This is a genomic window from Pseudomonas sp. PS02290 (assembly GCF_029960075.1).
GTDB lineage: Bacteria > Pseudomonadota > Gammaproteobacteria > Pseudomonadales > Pseudomonadaceae > Aquipseudomonas.
In genome coordinates, this window is the sequence record NZ_JASCOY010000041.1 from 20,674 (window position 1) to 47,378 (window position 26,705).

General features: G+C 62.2%; 19 protein-coding genes. 1 reads left to right on the forward strand and 18 read right to left on the reverse strand.

What is annotated here, in order from left to right; genetic code table 11:
• Positions 1–64: 64 nt before the first annotated feature.
• From pseG to QMX88_RS17815, 13 genes are all read right to left on the reverse strand, one after another.
• Positions 65–1,156: a UDP-2,4-diacetamido-2,4,6-trideoxy-beta-L-altropyranose hydrolase gene (pseG, locus tag QMX88_RS17755; RefSeq protein WP_282371609.1), complete on the reverse strand. Its 1,092-nt coding sequence runs from the start codon at positions 1,154–1,156 to the stop codon at positions 65–67.
• Positions 1,153–1,851, reverse strand: coding sequence for a pseudaminic acid cytidylyltransferase (gene pseF / locus QMX88_RS17760; protein WP_282371611.1), 699 nt, complete (start codon positions 1,849–1,851; stop codon positions 1,153–1,155). Before pseF ends, pseG begins: the two co-directional genes overlap by 4 nt.
• 30 nt (positions 1,852–1,881) lie before the next feature.
• Positions 1,882–3,060 carry a UDP-4-amino-4,6-dideoxy-N-acetyl-beta-L-altrosamine transaminase gene (pseC, locus tag QMX88_RS17765; RefSeq protein ID WP_282371613.1) on the reverse strand — a complete coding sequence of 393 codons (1,179 nt, stop codon included), beginning with the start codon at positions 3,058–3,060 and terminating at the stop codon, positions 1,882–1,884.
• Complete coding sequence (gene pseB, locus QMX88_RS17770; RefSeq protein WP_192174127.1) at positions 3,057–4,058, reverse strand: UDP-N-acetylglucosamine 4,6-dehydratase (inverting); 1,002 nt, start codon at positions 4,056–4,058, stop codon at positions 3,057–3,059. Before pseB ends, pseC begins: the two co-directional genes overlap by 4 nt.
• A gap of 25 nt (positions 4,059–4,083) precedes the next feature.
• Entirely contained in the window at positions 4,084–6,978 is a 2,895-nt protein-coding gene (locus tag QMX88_RS17775; protein WP_282371619.1) for a glycosyltransferase family 2 protein, read from the reverse strand.
• A gap of 766 nt (positions 6,979–7,744) precedes the next feature.
• Positions 7,745–11,320 (reverse strand): glycosyltransferase, encoded by a 3,576-nt coding sequence (locus tag QMX88_RS17780; RefSeq protein WP_282371621.1) that lies wholly within the window; start codon positions 11,318–11,320, stop codon positions 7,745–7,747.
• A gap of 120 nt (positions 11,321–11,440) precedes the next feature.
• Positions 11,441–13,030 (reverse strand): flagellar hook-associated protein 3, encoded by a 1,590-nt coding sequence (locus tag QMX88_RS17785; RefSeq protein ID WP_282371623.1) that lies wholly within the window; start codon positions 13,028–13,030, stop codon positions 11,441–11,443.
• A 13-nt stretch (positions 13,031–13,043) separates the two neighbouring features.
• Positions 13,044–15,086 carry a flagellar hook-associated protein FlgK gene (gene flgK / locus QMX88_RS17790; RefSeq protein ID WP_282371625.1) on the reverse strand — a complete coding sequence of 681 codons (2,043 nt, stop codon included), beginning with the start codon at positions 15,084–15,086 and terminating at the stop codon, positions 13,044–13,046.
• A gap of 10 nt (positions 15,087–15,096) precedes the next feature.
• On the reverse strand, positions 15,097–16,389 hold the full coding sequence (gene flgJ / locus QMX88_RS17795) for a flagellar assembly peptidoglycan hydrolase FlgJ (RefSeq protein ID WP_282371627.1): 1,293 nt from the start codon (positions 16,387–16,389) through the stop codon (positions 15,097–15,099).
• Positions 16,390–16,401: 12 nt separating this feature from the next.
• Complete coding sequence (locus QMX88_RS17800) at positions 16,402–17,511, reverse strand: flagellar basal body P-ring protein FlgI (RefSeq protein WP_074893047.1); 1,110 nt, start codon at positions 17,509–17,511, stop codon at positions 16,402–16,404.
• 13 nt (positions 17,512–17,524) lie between these two features.
• Entirely contained in the window at positions 17,525–18,238 is a 714-nt protein-coding gene (flgH, locus tag QMX88_RS17805) for a flagellar basal body L-ring protein FlgH (RefSeq protein WP_282371631.1), read from the reverse strand.
• 97 nt (positions 18,239–18,335) lie between these two features.
• The gene (gene flgG / locus QMX88_RS17810) at positions 18,336–19,124 is read right to left on the reverse strand and encodes a flagellar basal-body rod protein FlgG (RefSeq protein ID WP_065987266.1); all 789 of its coding nucleotides are present in this window, start codon (positions 19,122–19,124) and stop codon (positions 18,336–18,338) included.
• Positions 19,125–19,171: 47 nt separating this feature from the next.
• Positions 19,172–19,912, reverse strand: coding sequence for a flagellar basal body rod protein FlgF (locus tag QMX88_RS17815; RefSeq protein WP_192172647.1), 741 nt, complete (start codon positions 19,910–19,912; stop codon positions 19,172–19,174).
• Between the two features lie 271 nt (positions 19,913–20,183).
• On the opposite strand from QMX88_RS17815, the gene QMX88_RS17820 reads away from it, so the two are divergent.
• Positions 20,184–20,363, forward strand: a complete 180-nt coding sequence (locus QMX88_RS17820; protein WP_192172648.1) for a hypothetical protein — start codon at positions 20,184–20,186, stop codon at positions 20,361–20,363.
• 874 nt (positions 20,364–21,237) lie between these two features.
• Here QMX88_RS17820 and QMX88_RS17825 read toward each other — a convergent pair.
• The 5 genes from QMX88_RS17825 to flgB form a co-directional block, all read right to left on the reverse strand.
• Positions 21,238–22,974, reverse strand: a complete 1,737-nt coding sequence (locus QMX88_RS17825; RefSeq protein ID WP_282371637.1) for a flagellar hook protein FlgE — start codon at positions 22,972–22,974, stop codon at positions 21,238–21,240.
• 256 nt (positions 22,975–23,230) lie between these two features.
• A complete protein-coding gene (flgE, locus tag QMX88_RS17830) occupies positions 23,231–24,565 on the reverse strand; it encodes a flagellar hook protein FlgE (protein WP_192172650.1) in 1,335 nt (444 codons plus the stop codon).
• 28 nt (positions 24,566–24,593) lie between these two features.
• Positions 24,594–25,319 (reverse strand): flagellar hook assembly protein FlgD, encoded by a 726-nt coding sequence (locus QMX88_RS17835; RefSeq protein ID WP_282371640.1) that lies wholly within the window; start codon positions 25,317–25,319, stop codon positions 24,594–24,596.
• A gap of 15 nt (positions 25,320–25,334) precedes the next feature.
• Positions 25,335–25,778, reverse strand: coding sequence for a flagellar basal body rod protein FlgC (gene flgC, locus QMX88_RS17840; protein ID WP_133775926.1), 444 nt, complete (start codon positions 25,776–25,778; stop codon positions 25,335–25,337).
• A 3-nt stretch (positions 25,779–25,781) separates the two neighbouring features.
• Positions 25,782–26,189: a flagellar basal body rod protein FlgB gene (gene flgB / locus QMX88_RS17845; protein ID WP_192172652.1), complete on the reverse strand. Its 408-nt coding sequence runs from the start codon at positions 26,187–26,189 to the stop codon at positions 25,782–25,784.
• Between the last annotated feature and the right edge of the window lie 516 nt (positions 26,190–26,705).

Consider the following 26,705-nt stretch of genomic DNA (forward strand, 5'->3'; position numbering starts at 1 on the left):
TCACTCGCTGCACTGACATCGGCCGGCACCGGGCCGGACGCTAGAAATAGGAACGGGCAGCGGCTCATGCGCCCTGCCCCTTTGCCGCGTCATCGGCGACCGTCGCCAATGCATCAGCGATGCGCCGGGCACCCCGGCCATCCACCAGCAACCTCGATTGTTCGGCGAACGACCGGCGTAGAACCGCATCACCGCAAAGCCGCTCGATGGCGTCGTGCAAACGCCCGGGCTCAAGCTGTACATGGGGCCCGAGATACTCATGCACACCGGCTTCGGCCAGCAATTGCGCATTGAGCTGCTGATTGTTCGCCACCGAAATACAGATCGTCGGCAAGCCCAGCGCTGCACGCTCCCAAGTGGTGCCGCCGCCGGCGCCGATAAACAGATCGGCCGCCTGCATCAGCGCGAAAAAATTACCGGTCAGCGTGTGCAGACGCCACTCAGGTCGAGAGACCGCCAGCTCGCTCATCGCCTGCCAGTGCGGGTTGTGCAAACCGGCGACGAAATCCACCTGCAGATCGTCGAACCCCTGAAGCGCCTGCATCGTGGCGTACACCTGCCCGGCCGCATCGAAGCCGCCAAAATTGACCAGCACCCGCTCTACCCGAGGCTTGATCGCGATGGGCTCGCAGTGAAACTCCTCGCGCAGCAAAGCAAATCTCGGCCCCAGAAAGGTCTGGCTCTCAGGACCAACCCAAGCGGCATAGGGCTGATCCAGCGCCTGAGCGCTGTAATTCTGATCCAGCAACACCTCGACCGCATGGGGCCGATTGGCCAGATCATCGATCGCCATGACCCGATCGGCGAGACCGCGCGCCGCCGTTTCCCAACGTGCATCCAGCCCGTAATGGTCGACGATCAGCCAGTCAAAGGGCGGCTCATCTTCAATCTCTTCGGCCAAGGCAGACAGGTCCGCCTGCCACGGCAATGCTGCTTCGATGTCCGAGTCTTCTCCAGCACCATAGCGGGCGGGCAGCGCATGGGTGAGATAGCCCTGATCCGCCAGCCGCTGGAGTAAATGGCCCGGCAATTCGCGGCAGGCAAAATGCACATCGGCGCCATCTGCACGTAGCGTGTTCGCCAGCGTCAGGCAGCGGGCAATGTGGCCGCTGCCGATGGTCACCGAGGCGTCGGCGCGGATCAGCACGCGCATCATTGCAGTTCCCCGCCGGCCTTGAGCGCGGCGTACAGGTATTCGGCGCGCAGCCAGTCTTCCGGGCTGTCGATGTCCTGCACCAGATGCCGGGGCAGGATCACCGGCAGGCTCAGTTCGGAAAACACCGTGTCGCCGCGCCGCCAGGCATCGCCGCGGCCCCAGTAGAACTGGGCGGCGTCCTGATAGGCGACGGGCAGATCCTGGGAACGCACGCTGCGAAATTCCGGGTGCATCGCGCCCAGGCAGCCGTCGCTGTCGATCAACAGCGCACGCTGCACCGGGAAGCCGAAGCTGCACACCGAGAACGCATAGGATTTTTCGGCTGCTGCTTCGAGCGCTTCCAGGCCCTGACGCAGATAACGCGCCTGCAACAGCGGCGCGGTGGCGTAGATGCAGCAGGCGTAATCAAAGGAACAACTGAGGGCGCCGAGGGCATGCTGGATTACCGCCGCCGTGCCGGTGAAGGCATCGGCCAGATCCGCTGGGCGCATGAACGGCACCTCGGCACCGTAATGGCGGGCGACGTCGGCGATCTCTTCATCGTCGGTGCTGACCACGACCTGATCGAACACCCCGCTCGCCAGCGCGGCGCGAATGGAATGGGCGATCATCGGCTCGCCGTTGAACAGCTTGATGTTCTTGCGCGGGATGCGCTGGCTGCCGCCCCGTGCGGGAATGATGGCGACGGCGTTCATGCTCGTGGGCCTGTCATGGGTTCGCTCGCATCAGTCGCTGGCCCGCGCCGTTTCGCCAAGCAGCCGGCCAAGCTGCTCAACCACGTAATCCTGTTGCGCGTCGGTCATCGCCGGGTACAGCGGCAGGCTGATGGCCTGGGCGTAATAAGCCTCGGCTTCAGGGAAATCACCCGGTTTGAAGCCCAGGTCGCGGTAATAGGGCTGAAGATGAACCGGGATGTAGTGCACGTTCACGCCAATGCCCGCCGCGCGCAGCCCTTCAAACACCTGACGATGGCTCACCGAAAGCATGTCGGTCTGCACGCGGACGACATACAGGTGCCACGCCGACTCGGCCTCGGCCTGAAGGGCCGGCAAGGTCAGCGGCAGGTCGGCGAGCAGCGTCTGATAGCGCGCCACCAGCTCTCGCCGACGGGCCAGAAAACCGTCCAGTTTGTTCAGCTGCGAAAGCCCGAGCGCGGCCTGCATGTCGGTCATGCGGTAATTGAAACCGAGTTCGACTTGCTGGTAATACCAGTGGCCGTGACTCGGCTCGTCCATCTGCGCCGGGTCACGGGTCATGCCGTGGCTGCGCAGGCGGCGCAGATGTTCAGCCAGTTCAGGGCGATTGGTCAGCACCATGCCACCTTCGCCAGTGGTCACGATCTTCACCGGATGAAAGCTGAACACCGTCATGTCAGCGAACTCGCCGCAACCCACCGGACGCCCGGCATAGTGCGCGCCGACCGCGTGGGAGGCGTCTTCGATCACCACAAACCCATAACGCCGAGCCAGTTCGCCGATGGCGCGCATGTGGCAGCTCTGGCCGGAAAACGCCACCGCCACCAACACTTTGGGCAGCGTGCCGGTTGATTCGGCGGCTTCAAGTTTTCGCGCCAGAGCATCGGTGTCGAGGTTCCAGGTCAGCGGGTCGATGTCGACAAAATCCACGTTGGCGCCGCAATAGCGCCCGCAGTTGGCCGAGGCCAGAAAGGTATTCGGGCTGGTCCACAGCCAGTCGCCCTGCCCCAGTCCGGCCGCCAGACAGGCAATGTGCAGCGCCGCCGTGGCGTTGCACACCGCCACCGCGAAACCCGCTTCACAGCGCTCGGCCATCGCGGCTTCGAAGCGCTCAAGGGTCGGGCCCTGGGTCAGCCAGTCCGACTTGAGCACCTCGACGACGGCATCGATATCAGCCTGATCGACGCTCTGCCTGCCGTACGGAATCATGGCTTTACGTCAGCGTGCAGCTCGCCGATCTGGCGGATCGACAGAAAGTCCGGGTTGGTGTCGGAGCGGTATTCGAACTCGTCGTGGACCGCTTTGCCCTGTGCGCCGGTGGCGTCAACGGCAAAATCGGTGTCGACATTGTTGAAGCGGATCGACGGCACGATGGTGTAGTGATCGTCGAATTCCAGGGTCATGCGCGCGTCGTCCTGGGGCACCATCAGCTCGTGCAGTTTCTCGCCGGGACGAATGCCGACGATCTTGTGCGGCAGGTCGGGGGCCATGGCCTGGGCCAGATCGACGATGCGCACCGACGGAATCTTCGGCACGAACACTTCGCCGCCGTGCATGCGCTCGAAGCTCTGCATGACGAAATCCACACCGTGGTCGAGGGTGATCCAGAACCGCGTCATGCGCGGGTCGGTGATCGGCAATTCAGCCGCGCCGCCGGCCAGCAGCTTGTTGAAGAACGGCACGATGGAGCCGCGGGAGCCGGCGACGTTGCCGTAGCGCACCACGGAAAACCGCGTCTGCTCTTCGCCACCGATGTTGTTGGCGGCGACGAACAGTTTGTCCGACAGCAACTTGGTGGCGCCGTACAGGTTGATCGGGCTGGCGGCCTTGTCGGTCGACAGCGCGACGACCTTTTTCACGCCGTTGGCGATGGCCGCCGAAATGATGTTTTCCGCGCCATTGACGTTGGTGCGGATGAATTCGGTCGGGTTGTATTCCGCCGCCGGCACGTGTTTGAGCGCCGCTGCGTGGACCACGTAATCGATGCCGCGCATGCCCTGCTGCAAGCGGTCGGCATCGCGCACGTCACCGAGGAAATAGCGCATGCACGGGGCGTTGAATTCCTGCTGCATTTCGTATTGCTTGAGTTCATCGCGGGAGAACACCACCACGCGCCGAGGCTGATAACGCGCCAGCAGCGAGCGGATGAACATGCGACCGAACGAGCCGGTCGCGCCTGAGATGAACACTGATTTGCCGTTGAACATGACGTAGTCCTTTAACCCGGAGGCCTTAAGCGAGCAGCTCGGCCCAACTGGAACCGTCGGCCTGAGCGAGGGTGAAGCCCTTGCCGGTCAGTTGCAGATTCTTGTTGTACGCCAGGTCGTGGGCGAACGCACCGGACCATTTGTCCTGCAGCGCCGCGAGTGTCTGTGGCGCGTCGGGCAACGAGCCCGAATGGACGAACTGCACGTGAGGCGTCCACACCGTCAGGTAGCCGGCCTGGGCCACTTTCAGGCAAAGATCCACGTCGGCAAAGGCGTCGGCAAAATGACCTTGATCCAGGCCGCCGACGTCGTCGAACAGCGCCTTGCGCACCATCAGGCAAGCGTCGGACACCGCCGAGTAATTCTGGTCCAGCAGCAAACGGCTCATGTAACCGGCAGCGTCTTTTGCTTCGCCGACGAACGCTGAACCGACGCCGCCGTTCATGCCGAGGATCAACCCTGCCTGACTGACCGTGCCGTTGCGTTCAATCAGCTTGGCGCCGACCACACCGACTTCCGGACGCATCGCCTGATTGAGCAAGGCGTCGATCCAGTTCGGGCTGATGACTTCACCGTGGGCCGAGAGCAGCGCCAGGTATTCGCCCGTGGCCTGTTCGCCCAAGGCGTTGATCAGCGCGGCGTGGTTCAGCGGTTGATCGAAACGAATCACCCGCACGCGGCCTTTTTCCTGGCGACCCAGCCATTCGCTCAGCTCCGCCGACACGCTGTGATCGTCCGCAATCAGCACTTCGTAATTCGCGTAGCGCGTGCGCAGCAGCACACTGGCCAGGCAGCGCTGCAGCACTGGCAGGTCGTCGATGTCATGCAGGATGATCGACACCAGCGGGCGCTGGATGTGGCGGTAATCGATGCGCCAGGCGCCGGTCGCCGCCGGACTGATCTGGGCCTTGAAGCCGCGATTGTTCAGGTGCCGGGTCAGGGCCAGACGCTGCTGGGGGTTTTCTTCCAGCGGTTGCGCGTCGGTGACCAGCAGCGGCTCGTCCAGATGGGCCAGCCAGCCCATGCCGCCCTGCTCGATGATGCGCAGCAGCAGTTCGAATTCGGCAGCCTGGGCGAAGTCGGCGGAGTAACCGCCGGCCTCGACCAGCACGTCGCGGCGGACCAGCCAGTGGCGGGACATCAGCGTCGGGTTGCTCAGCAGCAGGTCGAGGTTGAAGCCCGGGCGCATGACATGGGTCAGCGCACCGCTGGCCTCACGTTGAACTTCATCGGCGAACACCGCGCGGCACTCAGGGGCGGCCTGCAGCTCCAGCGAGGCGCGCAACAGGCCGCCGGCGGTGAAGGCATCACCGACTTCCGCCAGCATCAGCCAGTGGCAGGTGGATTGGCGGGCGATCTGGTTGACCTTGTCGACCCAGTTGCTCTTGCTGACCTTGACGAAATGCAGGGTGTTTTGCGCACTGGTCGCTGCCGGCGGCTCGCCGCTGGTGAACACCACGACCTTGAAGGTCTTGCAGTGGCCTTCGACCAGGCTGTCCAGGGTGACCTGGAGTTTGGTCATGTCATCTTCAAGGTCCAGCAACAGAATGCCGAACTGCGGCCCGCCGCCGAGGCTTTCGATGCGGCTGAGGATGGCCTGCGCTTCGCCCGGGCTCGGCTGGCGTGCGTCCAGCCACTGCAACAACTGGCCCGACGGCATGTCGGCCAAGCGTTCACGATGGTCCTCGCGATGGACCGAGTTCAGGCGCTCGAGCCAGCGCGACATTTGCGCGGCTTCTTCGGGGTCGCCCTGCCGCGCCATCAGACCGGCCAGCGGCTCGACGATGTGCGGGTTGAAGATGTTCAGGGCCATCGCTTCCCACATCCGGTTGGCGATGGTTTCGGGGTTGTCGTTGGCGTGGGTGCGCAGCAGCACTTCCTGCTGAACCCAAGTGCCTTCGAGCTGTTCCATTTGCAGCTTGCCAGCGGGCAGCGCGTGGATCAGGAATTCGATCTCGGTCAGCACATCGAAAAAGGCCTGGTTGTAAAACGGCATCTCAACGAACTGCCGGGGCCCGAACTGACGGTCCACGGGTCTGAAGACATCGTTCCAGCGGGACAACACGATGCTGGTCAGGCCCAGGGAATGTTGATCTTCGAGACAAACCTGCAGGGCGGTGTAGGCCTTTTTGACCTGCTCGATACCGTCGGCTGCATTCAGGTCGCGGTCGGCCGTGGTCAGGGCTGCCAGAAAACCGGCGAATTCGTGGCGTTCGAGGACAGCTGACGGATCGCTGTCACTCAGCTTTTTCAGCATGTGGGTCGGGCGGTCGGAGAGCCGGTGGTGGAGTTCGCGGACCACGTAGGGGATCGGCAGGATTCGCGCCTTGGCGGCCCAGAGCAGGAAGTAGGCGTGGCCGAACTCTTGCAGTTCGCCGCTGATGCTCTGGGGCAACGCGGCAAACCACTGCTGCAGCAGCGCCGTGCGGGTGACAGCGTAGAACGGCGGAATGTAGTGATCCATGAAGCTCAGAACGCGCTCGCCGCTGGTGTCGGCGGCGAAGTCTTCCTGGCCCTTCTTGTCGCGGCGGAAGTATTCGACCTTGTCGCCGTGGGCCTGGTACATCAGGCAATAGCCGTGGCACAGGCCGTAGGCCGGGTTGGCGGCGAGGAATTCCACCGACTGGGCCAGGGCGTCATGCATCAGAAAATCTTCGTCGCCCACGAACGCCATGAACGGCGTAGACACCTGGGTCACGCCGTGGGCGATCCTGCTCTGGACCCCGGTCTCGGCGAACTGAGGCACGTGGCGGTAATCCACCTGCGGGAACAGCGCGGCGATGTCTGCGGCTGACTGCTGCGAAGCATCGAGCACCAACACCCGAGCCGACGAAGAACTGTAGTACTGCAATGTCCGGAGCAGGAGTGCGGGCCGGTCATGGGTGAGGACCACAAGCGTCAGTTGGGCATCGAGCGGCATGGTGTTTCCCGGAGATGAATGAGGGTGCATTACGTTTTCCCTGTGATGCGGCCAGGCGTCAAAAAGATGATCAATGGCGATATCGGGGAGACGAAGCAGGAAGCACGCCAACTCTGGATGGCGGGACTGCGCGCAATGGGCTGGAGGGGCTTTGGCCGGGAAGGTGGCTGGCAACGATGCGGCGGACACCGGTCATGTGGGAGTCAGCTTGCTCACGAAGGCGGCATCTCTACCGATGGATATTCGGCGGATGTGCCGGCTTATTCGCGAGCAAGCTCGCTCCCACACGTTCTTCACCTGCCGGAAGATCGGCGACGTCAGCAGGACCGGTTTTAGCCGGGAAGGCGTCATGCGTCACACCACAAAATTGAGGGTGCACATGCAGGCCTCTTCCCGGCTAAAGCCGGTCCTACATTCACACCGCGTACCGTCAGTAGGACCGGCTTTAGCCGGGAAGGCGGCAATGCGTCACACCACAAAATTGAGGGTGCAGGTGCGGGCCTCTTCCCGGCTGAAGCCGGTCCTACATTCACACCGCGTACCGTCAGTGGGACCGGCTTTAGCCGGGAAGGCGGCATGCGTCACACCGCATAATTGAGGGTGCACATTCAGGCCCCTTCCCGGCTGAAGCCGGTCCTACATTCACACCGCGTACCGTCAGTAGGACCGGCTTTAGCCGGGAAAGCGTCATGCGTAACACCACAAAATTGAGGGTGCACATTCAGGCCTCTTTCCGGCTGAAGCCGGTCCTACTGAAACACCGTGCTTAATCCGCCAACCACCCGTTGACCCAGTGCTGGAGGTTGTCGCCGCGCAGGACGTAGTCGCGCATGACCACTTCTTTCAGCTCATCGCCCATGCGGTAGCTGGCGTCCGGGTCGGCCAGGTGCATGCGGATCGCTTCGAGCCATTCGGCGGTGCTGTTGGTCATCACGCGGGTGCACGGCAGGTAGCCGTCGTACGCCCGGGTGTCGGTGCAGATCACCGGGTAACCGCAGGCACCGTATTCCAGCAGGCGCAGGTTGCTTTTGCAGTCGTTGAAGATATGGTGTTCCAGCGGCGCCAGCGCGAGGTCCAGATTCAGCGCCGCCAGTTTGGCCGGATAGGCCAGCAAGCCCACTGACGGATAAAACTCGTGCACGTACGGGCGCAGCGCCTCGGGGCACATGCCGAAGAACACCCAGTCGACCTGATCGGCCAGCTCGCGCACGACCTCGGCGATGATCTCCAGATCGCCGGCATGGCTGGTCCCACCACCCCAGCCGACACGGGGCTTCTTCGAGGTACGGCGCTGGCTGCGCAGACCGGTCCAGAGCTGTGAAGCCAGCATGTTCGGCACCACGCGGATGTCGTGGTGCATCCCCGACAGCGCATCGGCCAGCGTCACCGTCGACACCACCACCCGATCACACAGGCTGGTGCCCAGACGCACCATCGCTTCCATGTTCGACGGCATGCTGCGCAGATGGCCGTTCTTTTTCGGCACGCTGATCACGTAGTCGTCCAGCTCGTAAATGCGCCGGGCGTTGGAGTACGCCTTGAGGCTGGCGACCTGATCGATGGAATTCTGGCTGTAACGGCACTGCACGACGATCACGTCCGGCGACTGACGCTCCAGCTCGATGATCGACGGCAGGTCGTAACTCATCCGCCCTTCGATTCGGCCATCGGCTTCCAGCTCCAGAAACGGCTGGGACACGCGGTAATGACCCACGGCCGTGCTGTTGACCGGGATCGCCAGCACATTGGGCAAACGCCGCGATGAATAAGGGTTCCAGCCTTTTTTAAGGCCCGGTTCCAGGCTATAGAACGAACCGGTCAGGCGCAGGTTCGGGTTGTAGGCCGGGTCGCGGGCGAGGATCGGCAGCCAGCGTTTGTAGAAGGCGTGTTGATCGTCGACTTGGGATTGTTTTTCGCGCACCTGTTCCGCTGGCGTCGAGGCGCCGATCGCCAGCACGGCACGGGGTGCCCAGACCACCAAATGGCCGGATTCGCGCACGCGCAGGCAGAAATCCACTTCACTCAGGCTGCCGGTGAATTCATTGCTGTTCAGGCCACCGAGCTGCTCGAACAAGGCCCGGCGCACCAACAGGCAGTGGCCGCCCACCGCGCTCAGATCCTGGGCCGCCTGCAGCCGCAGCAGATGACCGGGCGCGTGCAGTGGCTCGCCAAAAAACGCAGGGCCGGCCGGGCCGTGGTAACCCAGAATCAGCCCGGCCTGCAGGATGTAGCCTTCGGGGGTGAACAGCTTGGCGCCGACCACGCCGACTTCTTCCCGCCGGCCGTGATTGACCAGTTCGCCCAGCCACGCGGAATCGGCCACCACCGCGTAGATGCTGAGCATCAGCAGGTGCTCGCCGCGGGCGTGGGCAGCGGCGAAGTTACGCACGTCGGCGCCGTTGCCCTGCCCTTCGTAATGCAGCACGCGCAGGGTATCGCCGCCGATCTGCTGCATGTCCGCCAGCCAGGATCGCGCTTCCGGGTTTTGACTGGCGCAGTCGACGATCAGCACTTCGAACGGCGCGTAAGCGGTCTTCGACAGCAGCGATTCGATGCAGCGCTGCAACGCCGCCAACTGGTCCTGATGGACGATGATGATCGACACCAGCGGACGCGCGTCGCTCAAATAATCAATGTGATTGACCCACTGCCCTTCCACCTCGCGCAGCTGATGGGCGATGCCCATGCGGTGCAGATGCGCATCGAGCACCGGAGCGTTTTGCGCCATGACCTCATCCAGCGCGAGCCACGCCTGGAACGGAAACTGCGACTCGACGAGGATTTCCGAAACGTGCTGAACCACCACGCCACGGGCTTCGGTCAGGCGCCAGATGGCGTCGTGGGGCGCCAGTTCGCCGTAGGCGGAATCGAAACCGCCTAGCCTGACCAGCGCGTCGATCTGAAACGCCAGCACCCGGCCAACGTAGGGGTAACTGCGCAGCAGGTCGAGGTTGAAGTCAGGCCGGAACACCGGCTCGGCCGACTCGCCTTCGTGCAGCGCGCCTTCGTCGCCGTACAGGCACAGCACGTCCGGCGAGTGGGCAACGCGTTCGGCGAGGATCAGCAGCGCGCAATCGGTGAGCCGATCCCCCGCCCGCAGCAGGTAGCACCAGTCGCCGCGCTCAAGCTGAGGCAACAGGTCATTGAGTTGCGCCAGCCAGTCGGGCTGCAGCGGCAAGGTGAACACACGGCCGTCGAGCACCGGCGCGTCACAAGCGCTGGACAGCACCAGAGTCAGTTCGGCGGCGTACAACTGCGCATCGAGACTGGCCAGGGTCAGCGCCACGCCAGCGGCACTGGCGTGTTCGTCGAGCACCACCGCCACCATCTTCGGCTGCGACGGCCATGTCGCGACGTTATCCGCCACGCGCAGGCGATCGGCGCCAAACAGGGTGCGGAAGCTCAACCATTGCTGGTACAGCTCGGCAAAACTTTCGCTGTCGGTGCCGACCCGCCACGGCAAGGCGGCCTGTCGGTCACCGAGCATGCGGCTGAGGGGCAGTTCTTGCCAGACACGGGGCTGCTCCAGCGCCTGAGTCAGCGGCACGAAGCGCACCCAGCCGTATTCGGGAGCGTCTTCGCCGGTGCGCGCCTTGAGCATCTTGCCCAGCCATTGACGCTCGTCGGTGATCAGATCCCTGACCCACTGCTGACGGCTGAAGCGCTCCGGGTGCAAGCGCTCGGCGCTGAGCACGTCGTTGAGCATGACCATGTTGCCGCGCTTGAGCAGACAGACGTAGAGCACGAAATCCACCAGCGCGGTGAAGCCGTCGCCCACTTCACGGAGCGCCGGCAGAATCACCTGCACATCGCTGCGGCGCATCAACGAGCTGCTGAAGCCGCCGAGGAAGTTGGTCGGCGAAATATCGAATACGGAGAGCAGATCGGCGCCGTAGAACACCGAGCTGGATTCGGCCAGCGGCGCGTTCTCGATGCGCACCGGCAGCTGAATGTCCTGGGGGTCGCAGAAATAACGCTGGGCCAGCACCAGGCTGACGTCGTCATGCTCGACAAGCACGCTGGCCTGACGCGCGACAGCCGCTGGAAACAGCCGGTCGTCGTCGCAGAAAAACTTGATGAACTCGCCCTGCGCTTCGTGCAGGCACACCAGCAGATTGCCGACGAAACCCTGACGCGTAGGGTTGCGCACGTAACGCAGGGTGACCGGGCTGGAGTCCAGGTACTTTTCAACGATGCCCTGGATCTCGTCGGTCTGGCTGTCGTCGCAGACCACCACTTCAAGGGGCCTATAGGTCTGGGCCAGGGCGTCCTGAAGCGCTCGCTGAAAGAAGCGCGGGTTGTAGGCGGGAATGACGAGGCTGACGAGAGGAGCTGAATTCACGGGCGGGACTCACGAGCGGTGCCGCGCCCCGGGGAGAGGATCGGCATAACCGCTGACAATACGGTTGACGCTCAACGGTGGCGACACCTGTGGATCAGGTGCCTCCCTCCGCTGGGCCGATTACAACTTGCTGAACAGGTTCAGCGCCGACAGTTGGGTGAACACCAGCTGCGAGGCTTGCAGCATGGTTTTCTGCAGGGTCAGACGGGCGATGGCATCGACCGGGTCGGACGCGGTGATCGTGCCCGATTCGGTGGTGCCGTTGTCGATCATGTTCTGGTTGGTCACGCCCTGATCGGTCGCCGTCCTGGCCCGGGCACCGCCGTCGCTGGTGGCATTGATGATCTGCTCGGCCGCACTTTTCAGGTTACCGATGGTGGACGTCATGGTCGCCTGGAGTTTCTGCTGGGCAACCGGATCGCCATCGACCTTGCCGTTGAGCGCCGTAATCACCTTGGACAAGGTGTTGAGCACGTTCTGGCTCTGCTGGGTCGACGACTGCGCGGTGAACTGGTCACCTGCCGCCATCGCAGGTGGCGAGCCGCTGAAGGTGAAGGTCACACCGGAGGCCGTTGCCGTATTGCCGCTCAGCGTACCGGTGGACACCGGTTTGCTGGTCGCTGCGTCATAGGGCGCCGCGTACAGATTGAAGGTGGTGGCATCGGTGAAACGCACGACAGCGCCGCCCGACGGGAAGGTTTTGTCGAACGCGGCCTGGTCGGTCACCACCGAGCTGGTGATCACGTCGGTGGAGGTGTTGGCCGGCAGCCGCGAGGTGCTCACGGTACTGGGGGAAACAGCCAGCTGGAAAGTGTGGTCTTTCACGGCTGCGTCTGCAGCCGCGGTGTCTGCGTACTGATCCTTGGTCAGGTTGATGTTCAGGTTCAGTTCCAGACCCCGGAAGGTGATGGCCTGATTCGCCGAACTGGTGGACGCAAACTTGCCGGTGGCCGTCGCATCGCCCGTCACATCCTGATTGTTCTTGTCGAGGATCGTGTACGCCGTGCTGCTGGTGAAGGAAATCTTGTACGGCTGGCCGGCGGTGAAGCTGGTGTCGTAGGTGGCGGCGTTGCTGACGCTGCCCCCGGACAACGAAATCACGCCGTCATCAGCGCCCGCGACCAAGGTCGTCGAGGTCCGCGTGGTGTTGGTCGCTTGTTCGAATGCGTCCCAGCCGGTGGTGTTGCTGGCCATGGAAATGCCGCTGCCGACGGCCAGCAGGTTACGCGTCTGGTCGCCCTGATAGCTGTAGGTGCCGTCGGAACTGACGGTGTATGGCGGGGTGGTGCCCTTGGACCCGGAGAACAGATAGCTGCCGTCGGCGTCCTGACTGTTCATCAGGCCGAGAATCTGCCCCTGCAATTCCTTGAGCTCGGCAGCGTTGGCCTGGCGGTCCTTGTCGGTGAACGAGGTGTTCGCCGCGCCCAGTACCAGCTCTTGTGCGCGCTGAATCGCCGAGGTGATCGACGTCAAGGCCGTCTCGGTCTGCACGACGGTGGTATTGATCGTATCGATGTTGGATTTGTACTGATTGAGTATCGTGCCCTGCTGCTGCAACTGCAGCACGCGGCCAGCGCCGACCGGGTCGTCGCCGGCGGTGTTGAGCTTGACCTGACTGGCCACTTCGTCACCGGTCTTGGTGACGTTGGCGTAGGTGCGCGAGTAGTTTGCCGCGCTGGTTTCGTAAAACTGGGTCGTTGAGATACGCATGGATTACGATTCCTTAAAGACTGTTGATCAGCGTGCTGAAGATGGCTTGGGCCGCTTTGATGATCTGCGACGAAGCGGTGTAGTACTGCTGATACTTGACCAGGTTGGCGGCTTCTTCATCCAGCGACACACCGGAAACGCTGTCGCGCGCAGTCTTGGCCTGAGTCAGCACCGCGGTGGTCGCCGTCGAATCATTCTTGCCCTGCGCCGCCTTACTGCCCACCGTGGTGATCATGTTGGCGTTGGCACCGCTCAGGCTCATGCCCGTGCCGTTGCCCGCTGCGGTGTCGAGGGTCTGTTTGGTCTGCAGGGTACCGACCGAGGTCGCGTTGCGGTTGTCCGAAGACCCGGCGCCGGTCATGGCAATGCTGTAGGTGTCGCCGCTGGTGGGCTCTCCAGCGAGGGTCATGCCGAACTTGAACGACTGCGCGGCGCCCGACGAGTCGGTGTAGCCCACTTCCAGACTGATGTCGTTGGACTGGTTTGGAACAACTGAACCGGTGATCGCATTACCGGATTTGTCTTTGACCGCCGCGCCCTGTGCATCGACCAGCGTATAGCTCTGAGCACCATTGGTGACATCGCCCATGAGCAGGCGCATCGGCGTCGCCGCCGTGAGTGCGTTACGCAGGTCGGCGGTGGCGGTCGGGTTGTAGATGTCGGCCTGGGTCGACAACACCGGCTGGGTAAACGTCCCCGAGCCTTTGCTCACGATGGAGCTGCCGGTCAGCGGACTGGCCGAGGCGATGTCTTTCGGGTCGGTCATCACGACCTTGATGCCGTCGGCACCGGTTTTGGTCGGGCTGATCTTGAAGCTGTCACCCTCGGTGGAGGTGCCATTGAATTTCAGCGAGAAACCGTCGATGACCGGCGCAGTGGTGTCACTGGTGTTGTAAGAACCCATGTCCTTGCCGTCCGGCAGACGCTTGACGCTGTACTGGCCGCTGGCATCGGTGAAGGTCACCTGATAATCGTTGGTCTGCAGCGCGCCGCTGTTGGCAATGGACACCGCGAAGTTGCCCGAAGACTGGTCGTTGGTCTTGTTGGCAATGCTGCGCTGGCTGGTCAGGCTCGGATCATTGACGCTGGCGAACAGGTTGCTGCCAAAATCGCCGTTGGCGTCCATGCCCTGGTTGAGCTGGCTGTTGATCTGGTCGGAAGCGACCACCGCCAGACGGCCCAGCTCGCTGGCGGCCGGCTGCAGCACGTCGCTGCGATAGCGCAGCAGGCCGCCCAGGGAGCCACCGGTCACCACGCTCGAGACATCGACTTCGTTGTTCTGATATTTCAGCTTCAGCGCATAGACGCTGGGGTCGCTGTCGCTTGGCACTGCGCTCAATGTGTTGGCGGTGGTGCCAGTGACCAGCGGCTGGCCGGTGCCGATGTAAACGTCATAGCTGCCGTTGGTTTCAACGACCTTGGCGCCCACCAGTTCATTCAACTGGCGCACCGCTTCGGTACGCGAATCGAGCAGCGTGTTGGGCTGACCGCCGGAGGACTGGGATTCGGTGATTTGCTTGTTGAGGACGGCAATGGACGACGCCAGGGCGTTCACCTGCCCTGTGGCCGTGGTCAGCTGGGTATTGATGCTGGCGTTCTGGTCCTTCATCTGCGCCGAGATGGTGTTGAACTGACCGGCCAGCGCCCCTGCACTGGTCAGGAACGTCGTGCGGGCAGCCGTGTCGGTAGGCTGTTTGGCCAGGGCGCTCAGGTCCGTGAAAAACTTCGCCAGCACGGTGCTCACACCGGTCGAGCTGTCCGACAGGATGGAGTCGAGCTTGCTCGCCTGGCTGAGGTACGCGGTGGCATCGGCGTTGAGCGATGTGCTGGTCTGCAATTGGTTATCGAGGTAGCCGTTATAGATGCGGCGCACGTCGGACAACGTCGTACCGGTGCCGATGAAACCGACGCCGATATTCTGCTGAGCCCCGGCGGCGGTCATCACTTGCTGACGCGAGTAGCCCTGGGTGTCGACGTTGGCAGTGTTGTTGCCGATCGTCGTCATCGCTGCGCTGCTGGCGGTGAGTCCCGAAAGCCCGATTGAGATCAGTGACATGGTTCAAACCTTATAAAGTCGTGGAAGAGCCCGAGGCGGATGCGTAGGTCTGGTAACTCTTCATCTGTTTCGCTATCTGAGAAATCTTGCTGGCATAGGACGGATCGGTTGCGTAGCCGGCCTTCTGCAGCTCTTTCACAAACTGTTCCGGGTTATCGGCGGATTTCAGGGTTTCTTGATAGCGATTGTTGTTCTGCAGGAAGCTCACCAGGTCGTGGAAGCTGCTGGCGTACGAGTCGTAGGCGCGGAAGTCCGCGGTCTCCTTGACCATCTGGCCGTCACGGAACTCGCTGGTGATCGCGCGGGCTTCCGGCCCTTTCCAGCCGCCCTGGGCCTTGATGCCGAACAGGTTGTGGCTGCTGCCGCCGTCGGACTGACGCATGATCGATTTGCCCCAGCCGGTTTCCAGCGCGGCTTGTGCGACGAGCACGCTCGGATCGACGCCAATACGCGCGGCAGCGTCCTTGGCCAGCGGCATCATCGTGGCGACGAAGTCATCCCGGTTGGCGAATGCACTCTTGCCCGGCGCCAGCGGTGTCTGCACGCGACTGCGCACATAAGCGTCAGCGTCGGCGGCGTACTGCGGCCCGACGGTCCAGTCGCCATTGCTCTGAGACCCTGCGCTTTTCGCGGCGGCCACGGCATTGGAAACGGCGATGCGGTTCTTCAGTGTGGTAGCGCTGGTGCTCGCGTCCTGGCCGGCGGCGGTGGCGGTGTTCGGGACGATGCCGGCCATGATGCGGTCGCTGAGTTTGCTCGGCAGCGACAGGCGACGGGAATTCAGCGCTGCCACGTCGCTGTGCGCGGTGCCGTCGGTTGCGGCGGGCGCAGTCACCGAACGGGTGGCCCACAGCGGACGCTGAGCGATGTGCGTGGCCAGACCGGTCTGGGCAGGCGCGTCGGCTTTGCCGTCGACCTTTGCCGTGGTCTTGTTGTTGCCGGACACAAGCCCGGTGGCCGGCGCGACTTCAGCGCCCTTGTTTTTCGACAGCTGACGCATGAGCACGTCCTGCAGACCAATGCCGCCCCCCTCGCGCGACATGCTCACCGACAGCTGCTGGTCATACATGTCCTGATACTGCCGCGTCGCCGCGGTGTTCATCGGGTTGTCCTTGGCCAGCACTTCGTTGGCTGAACGCATGGCCTTGAGCATCTGGCTGACGAACAGCGACTCGAATTCCTGCGCGACTTTTTTGAGGTTGCCCTCGCTGTCGCGATCACCGGTTTTCATGGCCGTCAGACGATTGAGGTCGGTGTACGCCCCTGAATCACCTGAAGAAACGCCGCCGCTTGGAATGCTCATTCAGTTTGCCTCTTAAATCACGATCAGGTCGGCTTGCAACGCGCCGGCCTGTTTCAGTGCTTCGAGAATCGCCATCAAGTCGCCTGGCGCTGCGCCCACCTGGTTAACCGCGCGGACAATCTCATCCAGCGTGGTGCCCGGACCGAACTTGAACATCGGGTGCATTTCCTGCTGGGCGTTGATCTTCGAACGCGGGACCACGGCGGTCTGGCCGTTGGAGAACGCGCCCGGCTGGCTGACGATCGGGTCTTCGGTGATGGTCACGGTCAGGCTGCCGTGGGTCACGGCTGCCGGCGAGACCTTGACGTTCTGGCCGATGACGATGGTGCCGGTCCGCGAGTTGATGATGACTTTGGCGGACGTCTGGCCCGGATCGATTTCCAGGTTTTCCAGCACCGACAGGTAATCAACACGCTGGTTGGGGTCCAGCGGCGCGGTGACCCGCACAGAGCCGCCGTCCAGCGCCTGAGCGACGCCAGGGCCGAGCATGTCGTTGATCTTGTCGACGATGCGCTTGGCGGTGGTGAAGTCGTTGCGATTGAGATTCAGGGTCAGGGAGTTGCCCTGGTTGAAGCCACTCGGCACGGCACGTTCAACCGATGCACCACCTGGAATGCGCCCGGAAGACGGCACGTTGACGGTGATCTTCGAACCGTCGCGGCCTTCGGCATCAAAGCCGCCGACCACCAGGTTGCCCTGGGCCACGGCATAGACGTTGCCGTCGATACCCTTCATCGGGGTCATCAGCAGGGCACCGCCGCGCAGGCTTTTCGAGTTACCGATGGACGACACGGTGATGTCGATCTGCTGACCCGGTTTGGCGAACGGCGGCAGGTCGGCGTACACGGCCACGGCCGCGACGTTTTTCAGCTGCACGGTGCCGGAGCCCGCCGGCACCTTGATGCCGAACTGCGAGAGCATGTTGTTGAAGGTCTGCAGGGTGAACGGCGTCTGGGTGGTCTGGTCACCCGTGCCGTTGAGCCCCACCACCAGACCGTAACCGATCAACTGGTTGGTCCGTACGCCGGAAATGCTGGCGATGTCCTTCAGGCGCTCGGCGTGCGCGCCCAGTGCGGTGGTGAACAGCAGCGCTGCCGCTATCAGTTGCTTGAACGTGATCATGGCTATCCCGCTATCAGAAAGGGAACAACGGGCTGAGGAAGAATCGGTCGAACCAGCCTGGCTGACTGGAATCGGCAAACGCGCCTGTACCGGAATAAGTGATGCGTGCGTCGGCGATGCGAGTCGACGACACGGTGTTGTCAGTGGCAATGTCGTCGGCGCGAATCAGGCCGGCGATGCGCACCAGTTCGTCACCGGTGTTCAGGGTCATCCACTTCTCGCCGCGCACCAACAGAATGCCGTTGGGCATGACGTCAGCGACGGTCACGGTGATCGAGCCGGTCAGGCTGTTGCTCTGCGCCGCCTTGCCGTCACCCTTGGTGGCGCGGTCGCCGGTGTATCCGGCGTCCAGGCTGAGGTTGCCGCCGCCGACCGGGTTGTTGGTGCTGACGCCTGCGCCAAACAGCGAGGTCAGGCCAAGGCTGGTTTTGCTGGTCTTGCTGATCCCGGAGCTGGCGGCCTTGCTGGCAGCCATCTTCTCGGAAAGCGTAATGGTGATGATGTCGCCGACCCGATAGGCCTTGCGGTCGCCGTACATGTTCTGCTCGAAACCGGCCTGATAAATCGAACCGTTGCTGGCCGCCGAAGGCAGCGGCGTGCGCGGCAACACCGGCGCATAATAAGGGTCATTGGGTTTGGCCGCAGGCGCAACGCAGCCGGTCAGCAGCGCGATACCGCACACAGGAGCTGCCAACAGGGAAAGCCGCAATACAGAGAGCCGTTTCATGACACTTAAAACCTCGCGGTGTAGCAGGCGTTTTTCAGGCGCCCCTTGGAATTGATCAGGTGTTTCGCAGCAGGACATCAGGCGTTTCAAACAGGGCTTACAGGTTCTGGGTTACGTACTGGAGCATCGAGTCAGCGGTCGAGATCACTTTGGAGTTCATCTCGTAGGCGCGCTGGGTGGTGATCATGTTCACCAGCTCTTCAACGGTGCTGACGTTGGAGTTTTCCAGGGTGTTCTGCTTGACCACGCCCAGACCGTTGAGGCCCGGCGTACCGACCTGCGGTGCGCCGCTGGAAGCGGTTTCCAGGTACAGGTTGCCGCCCTGGGATTGCAGGCCGGCCGGGTTGATGAAGTCCGCGGTCTGCACGTTACCGATGATCTGTGGCGTGGCGGTGTTGGCCGAGGTGGTGATCGACACGGTCCCGTCTTCGCCGACGGTGAAGGTCTGCGAGTCTTGCGGAACGACGATCGCAGGCTCCAGCGCGTAACCGTTGGCGGTCACGATCTGGCCGTTGCTGTCCAGGTGGAACGTGCCGTCGCGGGTGTAGGCCAGGGTGCCGTCAGGCTGACGGATCTGGAAGAAACCGCGACCGTTGACCGCCATGTCCAGCGGCTGGTTGGTGGTCTGCAGGCTGCCGGCGGTGAAGTTTTTCTGGGTGCCGACGATGCGCACACCGGTACCCAGTTGCAGGCCCGATGGCAACTCGCTGTCCTGAGTGGACTGGGCGCCTGGCTGACGCTTGATCTGGTAAAGCAGGTCCTGGAATTCCGCACGGTCGCTTTTGAAACCGGTGGTCGAAACGTTGGCCAGGTTGTTGGAAATGGTCGTCAGGTTGGTGTCCTGGGCGGCCAGACCGGTTTTAGCAACATAGAGTGCCGGAAGCATGTTTGAATCTCCTCGAGCGCCTGTTTATCGGCGCAAGCTGTCAGTCATTAGCCCATTTGCAAGACGCGAGCCATCGACTCGTCATCCTGCTCGGCGGTCTTCATCATCTTGATGTGCAGTTCGAATTGGCGGGACAGCGCCAGCACCGAGGTCATCTCGTCGACGGCGTTGACGTTGCTGGCCTGCAGAAACCCGGATTCGACCTGCACGTCAGCATCGGCCTGGGCCGGTCTGCCGCTTTTGGTGTGCATCAGACCGTCGGGGCCTTTTTCCATGGTGGTCTGGTCGCCCTTGACCAGCTTGATGCGGTCGATCTGCGCCATCACCTGAGGGCTCTCGCCCAGCGAGCGAACGCTGATGGTGCCGTCGGCGCCGATCTCGATCTGCTGCTGCGGAGGCACGGCAATCGGCCCGCTGTTGCCCATGACCGGCAAACCATTGCCATCACGCAACACGCCGAGGGCGTCGATGTTCATGCTGGAGGTGCGGGTGTAGGCTTCGCCGCCGTCGGGCGTCTGCACCGCCATCCAGCCGTTGCCTTTGACGGCGACGTCCAGATCACGACCGGTGTCGACCATCGCGCCCTGGCTGAAGTCAGTGCCGGGACGTTCGCTCATGGCGTACGCCCGGGACGGGTTGACCTCGCCGAACACGGGCATTGAGCGCGCCTGTTCGAGGTCGCGCTGAAACCCGTTGGTCGAAACGTTCGCCAGGTTGTTGGCATGGGCCTTTTGGGCGATGGCGTTTTCCGACGCTCCGCTCATGGCCACGTATAGCAACTTGTCCACAGTCTTCCTCCTCCGACAGACGCTTGCCGCCTGTAGCTGTACTGAACAGGTCATAGCAATAATCGAACCAGTTTTTCAGCGGTGATACAAAGCGTTGATTCTTCAATGATTCCGGCGGCATTTGGCGGACCGGGATCCGGTTTGGGCCGCCGCGCGACAGCGGACTGCCGGTTTCCTGCACATCGACGGCAGCGAGCGCCAGAAAACTCTCCATGGGGTGCGAAACTTGCAGCGTTTTATGAATTCGCTTGAGTCGCTACGGAAAACTGTCATGGGTCTGCGCATCGCCCTGCTCTTTACATTGATTGCCTGCTCGTTTGCCGTGTGGGCGGCGCCGGCGCCCTACTTCCTCTGGCAAGGCGCCCACCGCACCGTCTGCGCCCAGACCAGCCCGGGCAAAGGCTGGACCCGGATCAGCGCCGCGTATGTGAAGTCGGATTGTTCGATTTGACGGGTTTTGATCTGCTGCAGCTTGATTGCCTGACACGCCGCCTTCCCGGCTGAAGCCGGTCCTACAATGATCTCGGCACAACCGGATATCCCTGCTCGACGCAAGACCTGTAGGAGTGAGCTTGCTCGCGAAGGCGGTTTAGCTGTGATGAATCAACTGTCTGACACGCCGCCTTCCCGGCTGAAGCCGGTCCTGCAATGATCTCGGCACAACCGGATATCCCTGCTCGACGCAAGACCTGCGGGAGTGAGCCTGCTCGCGAAGGCGGTTTGTCTGTGCCATCCCTCTCGTCTGACCCACCGCATTCGTCAGCAAGCTGACTCCCACAGGTTATGCGCATGACGCTGAAATCCCGGCGAACGCCGATCCTGTAGGAGTGAGCTTGCTCGCGAAGGCGGTTTGTCTGTGATGAATCAACCGTCTAATACGCCGCCTTCCCGGCTGAAGCCGGTCCCACAATGATCTCGGCACAACCGGATATCCCGGCTCGACGCAAGACCTGCGGGAGTGAGCTTGCTCGCGAAGGCGGTTTGTCTGTGCCATCCCTCTCGTCTGACCCACCGCATTCGTCAGCAAGCTGACTCCCACAGGTTATGCGCATGACGCTGAAATCCCGGCGAACGCCGATCCTGTAGGAGTGAGCTTGCTCGCGAAGGCGGTTTGTCTGTGATGAATCAACCGTCTGACACGCCGCCTTCCCGGCTAAAGCCGGTCCTACAATGATCTCGGCACAACCGGATATCCCTGCTCGACGCAAGACCTGCAGGAGCGAGCTTGCTCGCGAAGGCGGTTTGCCTGTGATGAATCAACCGTCTGACACGCTGCCTTCGCGGCTGAAGCCGGTCCCACCTTCGCGTTCACGCTAAATCCCGCATCAAGTCGCGCGTATCAGGGTCTGCATCAGTTCCGCCTCCGTCGAGAGGGTTTTCGAGTTGGCTTGATAGGCCGTCTGCGCCTGGATCAGCTCCACCAGTTCATTGGTCAACGTGACGTTGGAGCCTTCCAGCGAATGGCCGATGACACTGCCCAACGTGCCCACGCCCGGCGTGTCGTAATTGGCGACGCCGGAGGCCAGGGTTTCGACCCAGCGGGTGTCGCTGACCGGCTGCAGCCCCTGATTGTTGGCGAAACTGGCGAGCATGACCTGGCCGACGTTGCGGTGCAGACCATTGCTGAACCCGATCATCAGCATGCCGCTCTTGTCGATCGTCAGCTGGGTGGCCTGCCCCGCTGCGTGGCCGTCGATGACGGGGTTGATGCTGCCCGTGGCGGCGTTGTGCTGACTGATCTTGTTGAAGTCCATGACAATCCCGTCGGCATTTCCCACCGCGCCGTTCGCGCCCCAACGCCCGCCCGGTTTGTTGCCGTCCAGCGGTTTGGCCGGCACCCAGCCTTCGAGGGTCAGGGTGTTGTTGGCGGCGGTCAGCCACTGGCTGCCGATCAGCGATTGCAGCGAGCCGCCGGAGTCAAACAGCATGCTTGCCGTCGACGGCGCCGTACTGGTCGGGTCCTGCGGGTTACGCCCGTCGATCAGCGTATGCATCTTCCAGCTGTTGCTGCCGTCTTTGACAAAGTACTGGGTCATCTCGTGGCGCATGCCGAGGCTGTCGAACACGCCGTAGGTGGACGCCTTGGTGTAAGTGGTGATGTCTGCCGGATTGAAGGTCGGGACGGGCCGGGGCATGAGCGGATCGGCCGGGTCGAGCACGGGCAGGCCACCGTCCAGCAGCGGCAGTGAGATAGGGCCCGGCGCAGGCGCGGGGCTGGCGGTCCAGGTGCCGTTGACGTTGATCGCCGGACGCCACTTCTGCAGGGACAACTCGGTGTCGGAAATCATCTTCACCGCCGCCGTCGAACCCGTGACCGAGAGCCTCCCCGCCGCAGAGATTTGCAAACCGATTTCCAGCGGCGCGGTGTTGGTGGGGTCCAGCGGATTGACGCCGTCGACGAGAATGTACGACGTCCAGTTGTCGTCTTCAGTCTTGACGAAGTACTGCTTGAGTTCGTGATCCTGTGGCGGAACGCCGGCGTCCTGAATCATCCGCCCCGTTACCCGCGTGTAGGTGGTCGGGTCGCCAGGGTCGAAGCGCGGGATGGCGCCGAGTGACGGCGACGCCGCATTCAGGTTGAGGGTCTGCTCCATCTTGCCGGTGGCCTTGGGCGACATGTCGGCAGCGTCAATCTTCAGGTCCGTGCGAACGCCGCTGATCACCTCCCCCGCGTCTGTCACCCCATAGCCCTGCAAGCGGCTGCCGTGGGAGTCCACGACAAAATTCTGTGCATCCTTGATGAAGGCCCCTGACCGGCCGTAACTGATGGAACCGGCGTCACTCATGACAAAAAAACCGTTGCCCTGAATGCGCATATCAAGCGCCCTGCCCTCGCTGGTGATGACGCCGCCGGGCGCAAAGTTCTGCGAAACGTTGGCCACCTGCACCCCATCACCCGAGGCCGTCCGGCTGCCCCCGAGCATGGATGAGGAATAGACCGCCGAGAACTCGGCGCGTGAGGATTTGAAACCGGACGTGTGGACGTTGGCAATGTTGTTGCCGGCCACTTCCATGCGCTTGTGCGCCGCGTGCAACCCTGAAACCGCTGTGTTGAATGACATGAACACTCCCTGCGCCGTTGTTCAACGACACGCTCGTCAATGCATCGAGATCGCGGGCAAAGGAATGCAATCGAACGGACCGCGTAAACGACGCCGCTCAATGGCATTTATTTGTCAGCGATCTCGATTCTCGCAAAGACGAAAGTAGGAAGTTTCCAGTTGTAGAGTGGGACGGCTCTCGATATTTCAGTCAAAAAAAAGGCATAAAAAAAGCCCCTCAGAGAGGGGCTTCAGCGAACGTATCCAGGGACCGCTATCAGGTCATCTGAATGATCGTCTGCATGATGGTGCTTTGCGTCGAAATGGTCTTGGCGTTCGCCTGGTAGTTGCTTTGCGCCTTGATCAGGTTGACCAGTTCACCGGTCAGGTCGACGTTGGATTCTTCCAGCGCCTGCCCGGTCAAGTAACCCAGCGTACCCGACTGTGGAGCGCCCGTGACCGGGATGCCCGACGAGGCCGATTCGCGCCAGTTGGTGCCGCCCGCGGGTGCCAGCCCCTGAACGTTGGCGAAGTTGGTCAACGACACCTGACCGATCACCTTGGACTGACCGTTGGTGTAAGTCGCGAACATGTTGCCGGTGGCGTCGATGTTCATCGCTGTGATCTGGCCGGTGGCGTAACCGTCCTGGGTCTTGGTGATTGCACCCGAGACCGCGTTGGTCTGGGTGGTCGCCAGCATATTGAGCTTGATCCCGCCCGCGTTGGCGGACGCGCCGTTGCTTGACCAGGTGGTGGTGCTGCCGACGGTGGTCTTGGCGGCCGGTACCCAGTTGTTGATCGAGAAGACGCCGTCAGTACCTACGCTCACGTTTGGCGAATTGGTGGTATCAGGGGCGCCGGTGCCGCTGGTGATCAAGCCACCCGACGAGTCGAAGGTCACTGCGGTCGCGTCAGCAGTAGTGGAGTTTGGATCGCTGATGCTGCGGCCATCGACCAGGCTGTACATCGTCCAGGTATTGGTGCCCGTCTTCGAAAAATACTGGTCGAGGGTGTGTTCGTTACCCTGACTGTCGTACAGCGGCGTGCTGTAGGTGGTGGTGTAGCTGTTGGTGTCGGACGGCGAGAACGTCGCAACCGTCGGAACCGTCGACGAGGAGTTCAGGTTGGAAGCGACAGTGATCAAGCTGGTGCTTTTCGGCGCCAGGTTCGACGAATCGACACGCAGGTTGCTCAGCACGCCGGTGGAGACATTGCCCTGACCGTCAACGCTGTAGCCCTGCAGGTTATTGCCCGCTTCGTTGATGATGTAGCCGGCGGAGTCGGTGTGAAATGCGCCGGCACGGGTGTACAGCTTTTCGCCGTTGTTGCTCAGCATGAAGAAGCCGTTGCCGTTGATCGCCAGGTCCAGGCTGCGGCCGGTACCGGTGTTCAGCGTGCCTTGGGTGAACTGCTGCGAAACCGCGGCGGTGGTGACGCCGCTGCCGGTGTTGGTGCCGCCGGAGGTGCCGCGAATCGATTGGGCGTACTGGTCAGCAAATTCCGCACGGGAAGATTTGAAACCGGTGGTCGCGACGTTGGCAATGTTGTTGCCGGTAACGTCGAGACTTTTGTTTGCGGCGTAGAGCCCACTAAGACCAACATTGAAAGACATGATTAACTCCTGCGCCGTCTAGTCGGCTCTAAATTCCGATTTGCTTGATTTTTGACAGTGCCACCTGGGTGCCGCCGGCAAGGTTCAACGTCATGTCAGAGCCCGTTGTGCCCATGGTCACGCTGCTCACTGTCGCCGGCAGATAGGTGCTCAGATTAGTAGCGGTGCCGTCCAGATTGCCGTTGGCGACGAAGCTGTAATTGCCCGCTGCCACCGCTGCGCCGCTGTCGTCCAGGCCATCCCAGCTGAAGGACGTGGTGCCAGCCTTCTGAGTGCCCAGATCGATGGTGCGCACGACGTTGGTACCGGTGCTGTCGTAGATCTTCACCGTGGTGTCGGCGCTGGACGATGGCAGCACCACCGAACCGGTCATGGCCTTGCTGGTGTCGACGTAGGTGGAACCTGCGTCCACGGTTACCGAGCGGCCAACCAGCGACGAGGCCTGCAACGCCTGGGACGACTGATACATGGTGCTGATCGAGTCGACCGAGGTGCTCAGGTTCTGCATGGTTTCCAGGCTGCTGAACTGAGCCAGCTGGGCCACGAACTCGCTGTTGTCCTGAGGATCGAGCGGGTTCTGGTTCTGCATTTGCGTGACCAGCAATTGCAGGAATGAATCCTTACCCAGCGAACTTGAGCCGGTGAGGCTGCTGGTGTCGGTGCTGGATTTGGTGCTGGTGCCTGTAGTTCCGGGGGTCGTGCTTTGCAGCCCTTTGAGGAACGTCGAGGTAGCGTCTGTGCTTGAGACCGTCATGGATTTCGCCCTTTATCACTGACCCAAGGTCAGGACCTTCTGCATCATTGTTTTCGCGGTGTTCATGATTTCCGCGTTGGTCTGGAACGAACGGCTGGCCGAGATCATGTCGGCCATCTCGTTGACGACGTTGACGTTCGGGTAATACACGTAGCCGTTCTTGTCGGCTGACGGGTGATTTGGCTCGTAACGTGCTTCGAGGTTGGAGGCGTCTTCGACGATGCCGGAAACCTGTACGCCGGTGCCGGCCTGGCCCTGGTCTTCGAACAGCGAGGCGCTGCCGCCGGATTCCTGGCCCTGGAAGACCGTGGCGAACACCGGATGGCGGGCGCGGTAGGTCTTGTCCATGCTGGAGGACACGGTTTCGGCGTTGGCGATGTTGCTGGCCACGGTGTTGAGTCGGGTGTTCTGGGCACTCATGCCGCTACCGGCAATATTGAAAACACTGGATAGGGACATGGATTACTCTCCGCGCAGGGCTGCAACCAGCCCTTTGAATTTGCTGTTGAGCAAGGTGAAGCTGGCCTGAAAACCGATGGCGTTTTCGGCGTAGTTGGCGTTTTCGACCTGGGAGTCGACGGTGTTCTGATCGAGCGACGGCTGCGACGGGGTGCGGTAGAGCAGGCTGGCTTCGCCATCGCTCATGCCTTCGGCTTCGATGTGACGGCTGTTGGTCATGTCGAGGGCGAAGTGGCCGTTGTTGCTTTTGTCGCTTTGGGCGGCCAGGACTTTGGAGAAGTCTAGGTCACGCGCCTTGTAGTTGGGGGTGTCGGCGTTGGTGATGTTGTTGGCCAGCACTTCAGCACGCTGGGCGCGGAAGTTGAGCGCTTTTTCGTGGATGCCGAGGGCGTTTTCAAAACTGATGCTCATGTCGGGACCTTTGAGGGCTGACCAGATGTACGTGCAGGAGTTATAGCAAGGTGCGTGCCACTTGCTGGAAGTGCCGTTTTTCGCGGGCTTCAGGGATGTTGGTGCAAGGGGATGACAGAAAAGCGGCAAGGGATTTCCGCTCGATGGGAGGAAAGCGGCAAGAGCAGTGCCGTTTTTTTGCCGTTGCCGACGCTGCCGCTTTCAAAAGCCGGAGTCGGCTCTTGCATTGTGTACATCCCTCGCTACTCGGCGGCGCTGATGTTTTGGGCTCGGCCTAACGGCCTCGGTTTCGCCTTCGGCGAGTTACTTGGAAAAGCACCCCAAGTAACCAAGGGTGCTTGCTCCTGGTTGGGTTCCTCCTTCGTCGGAATACCCTCACTCCGACGACGCTCCGTGGGCCCGCGCCGAACGGACATCCATGTCCTGACGGCGCTCTCGCGGCATCCATGCCGCTCGGCCCACTCCGCGTCGTCTGCGTTCGGCCTGCACCCAAGTCGCGTTCTGCGGTGTTTGAGC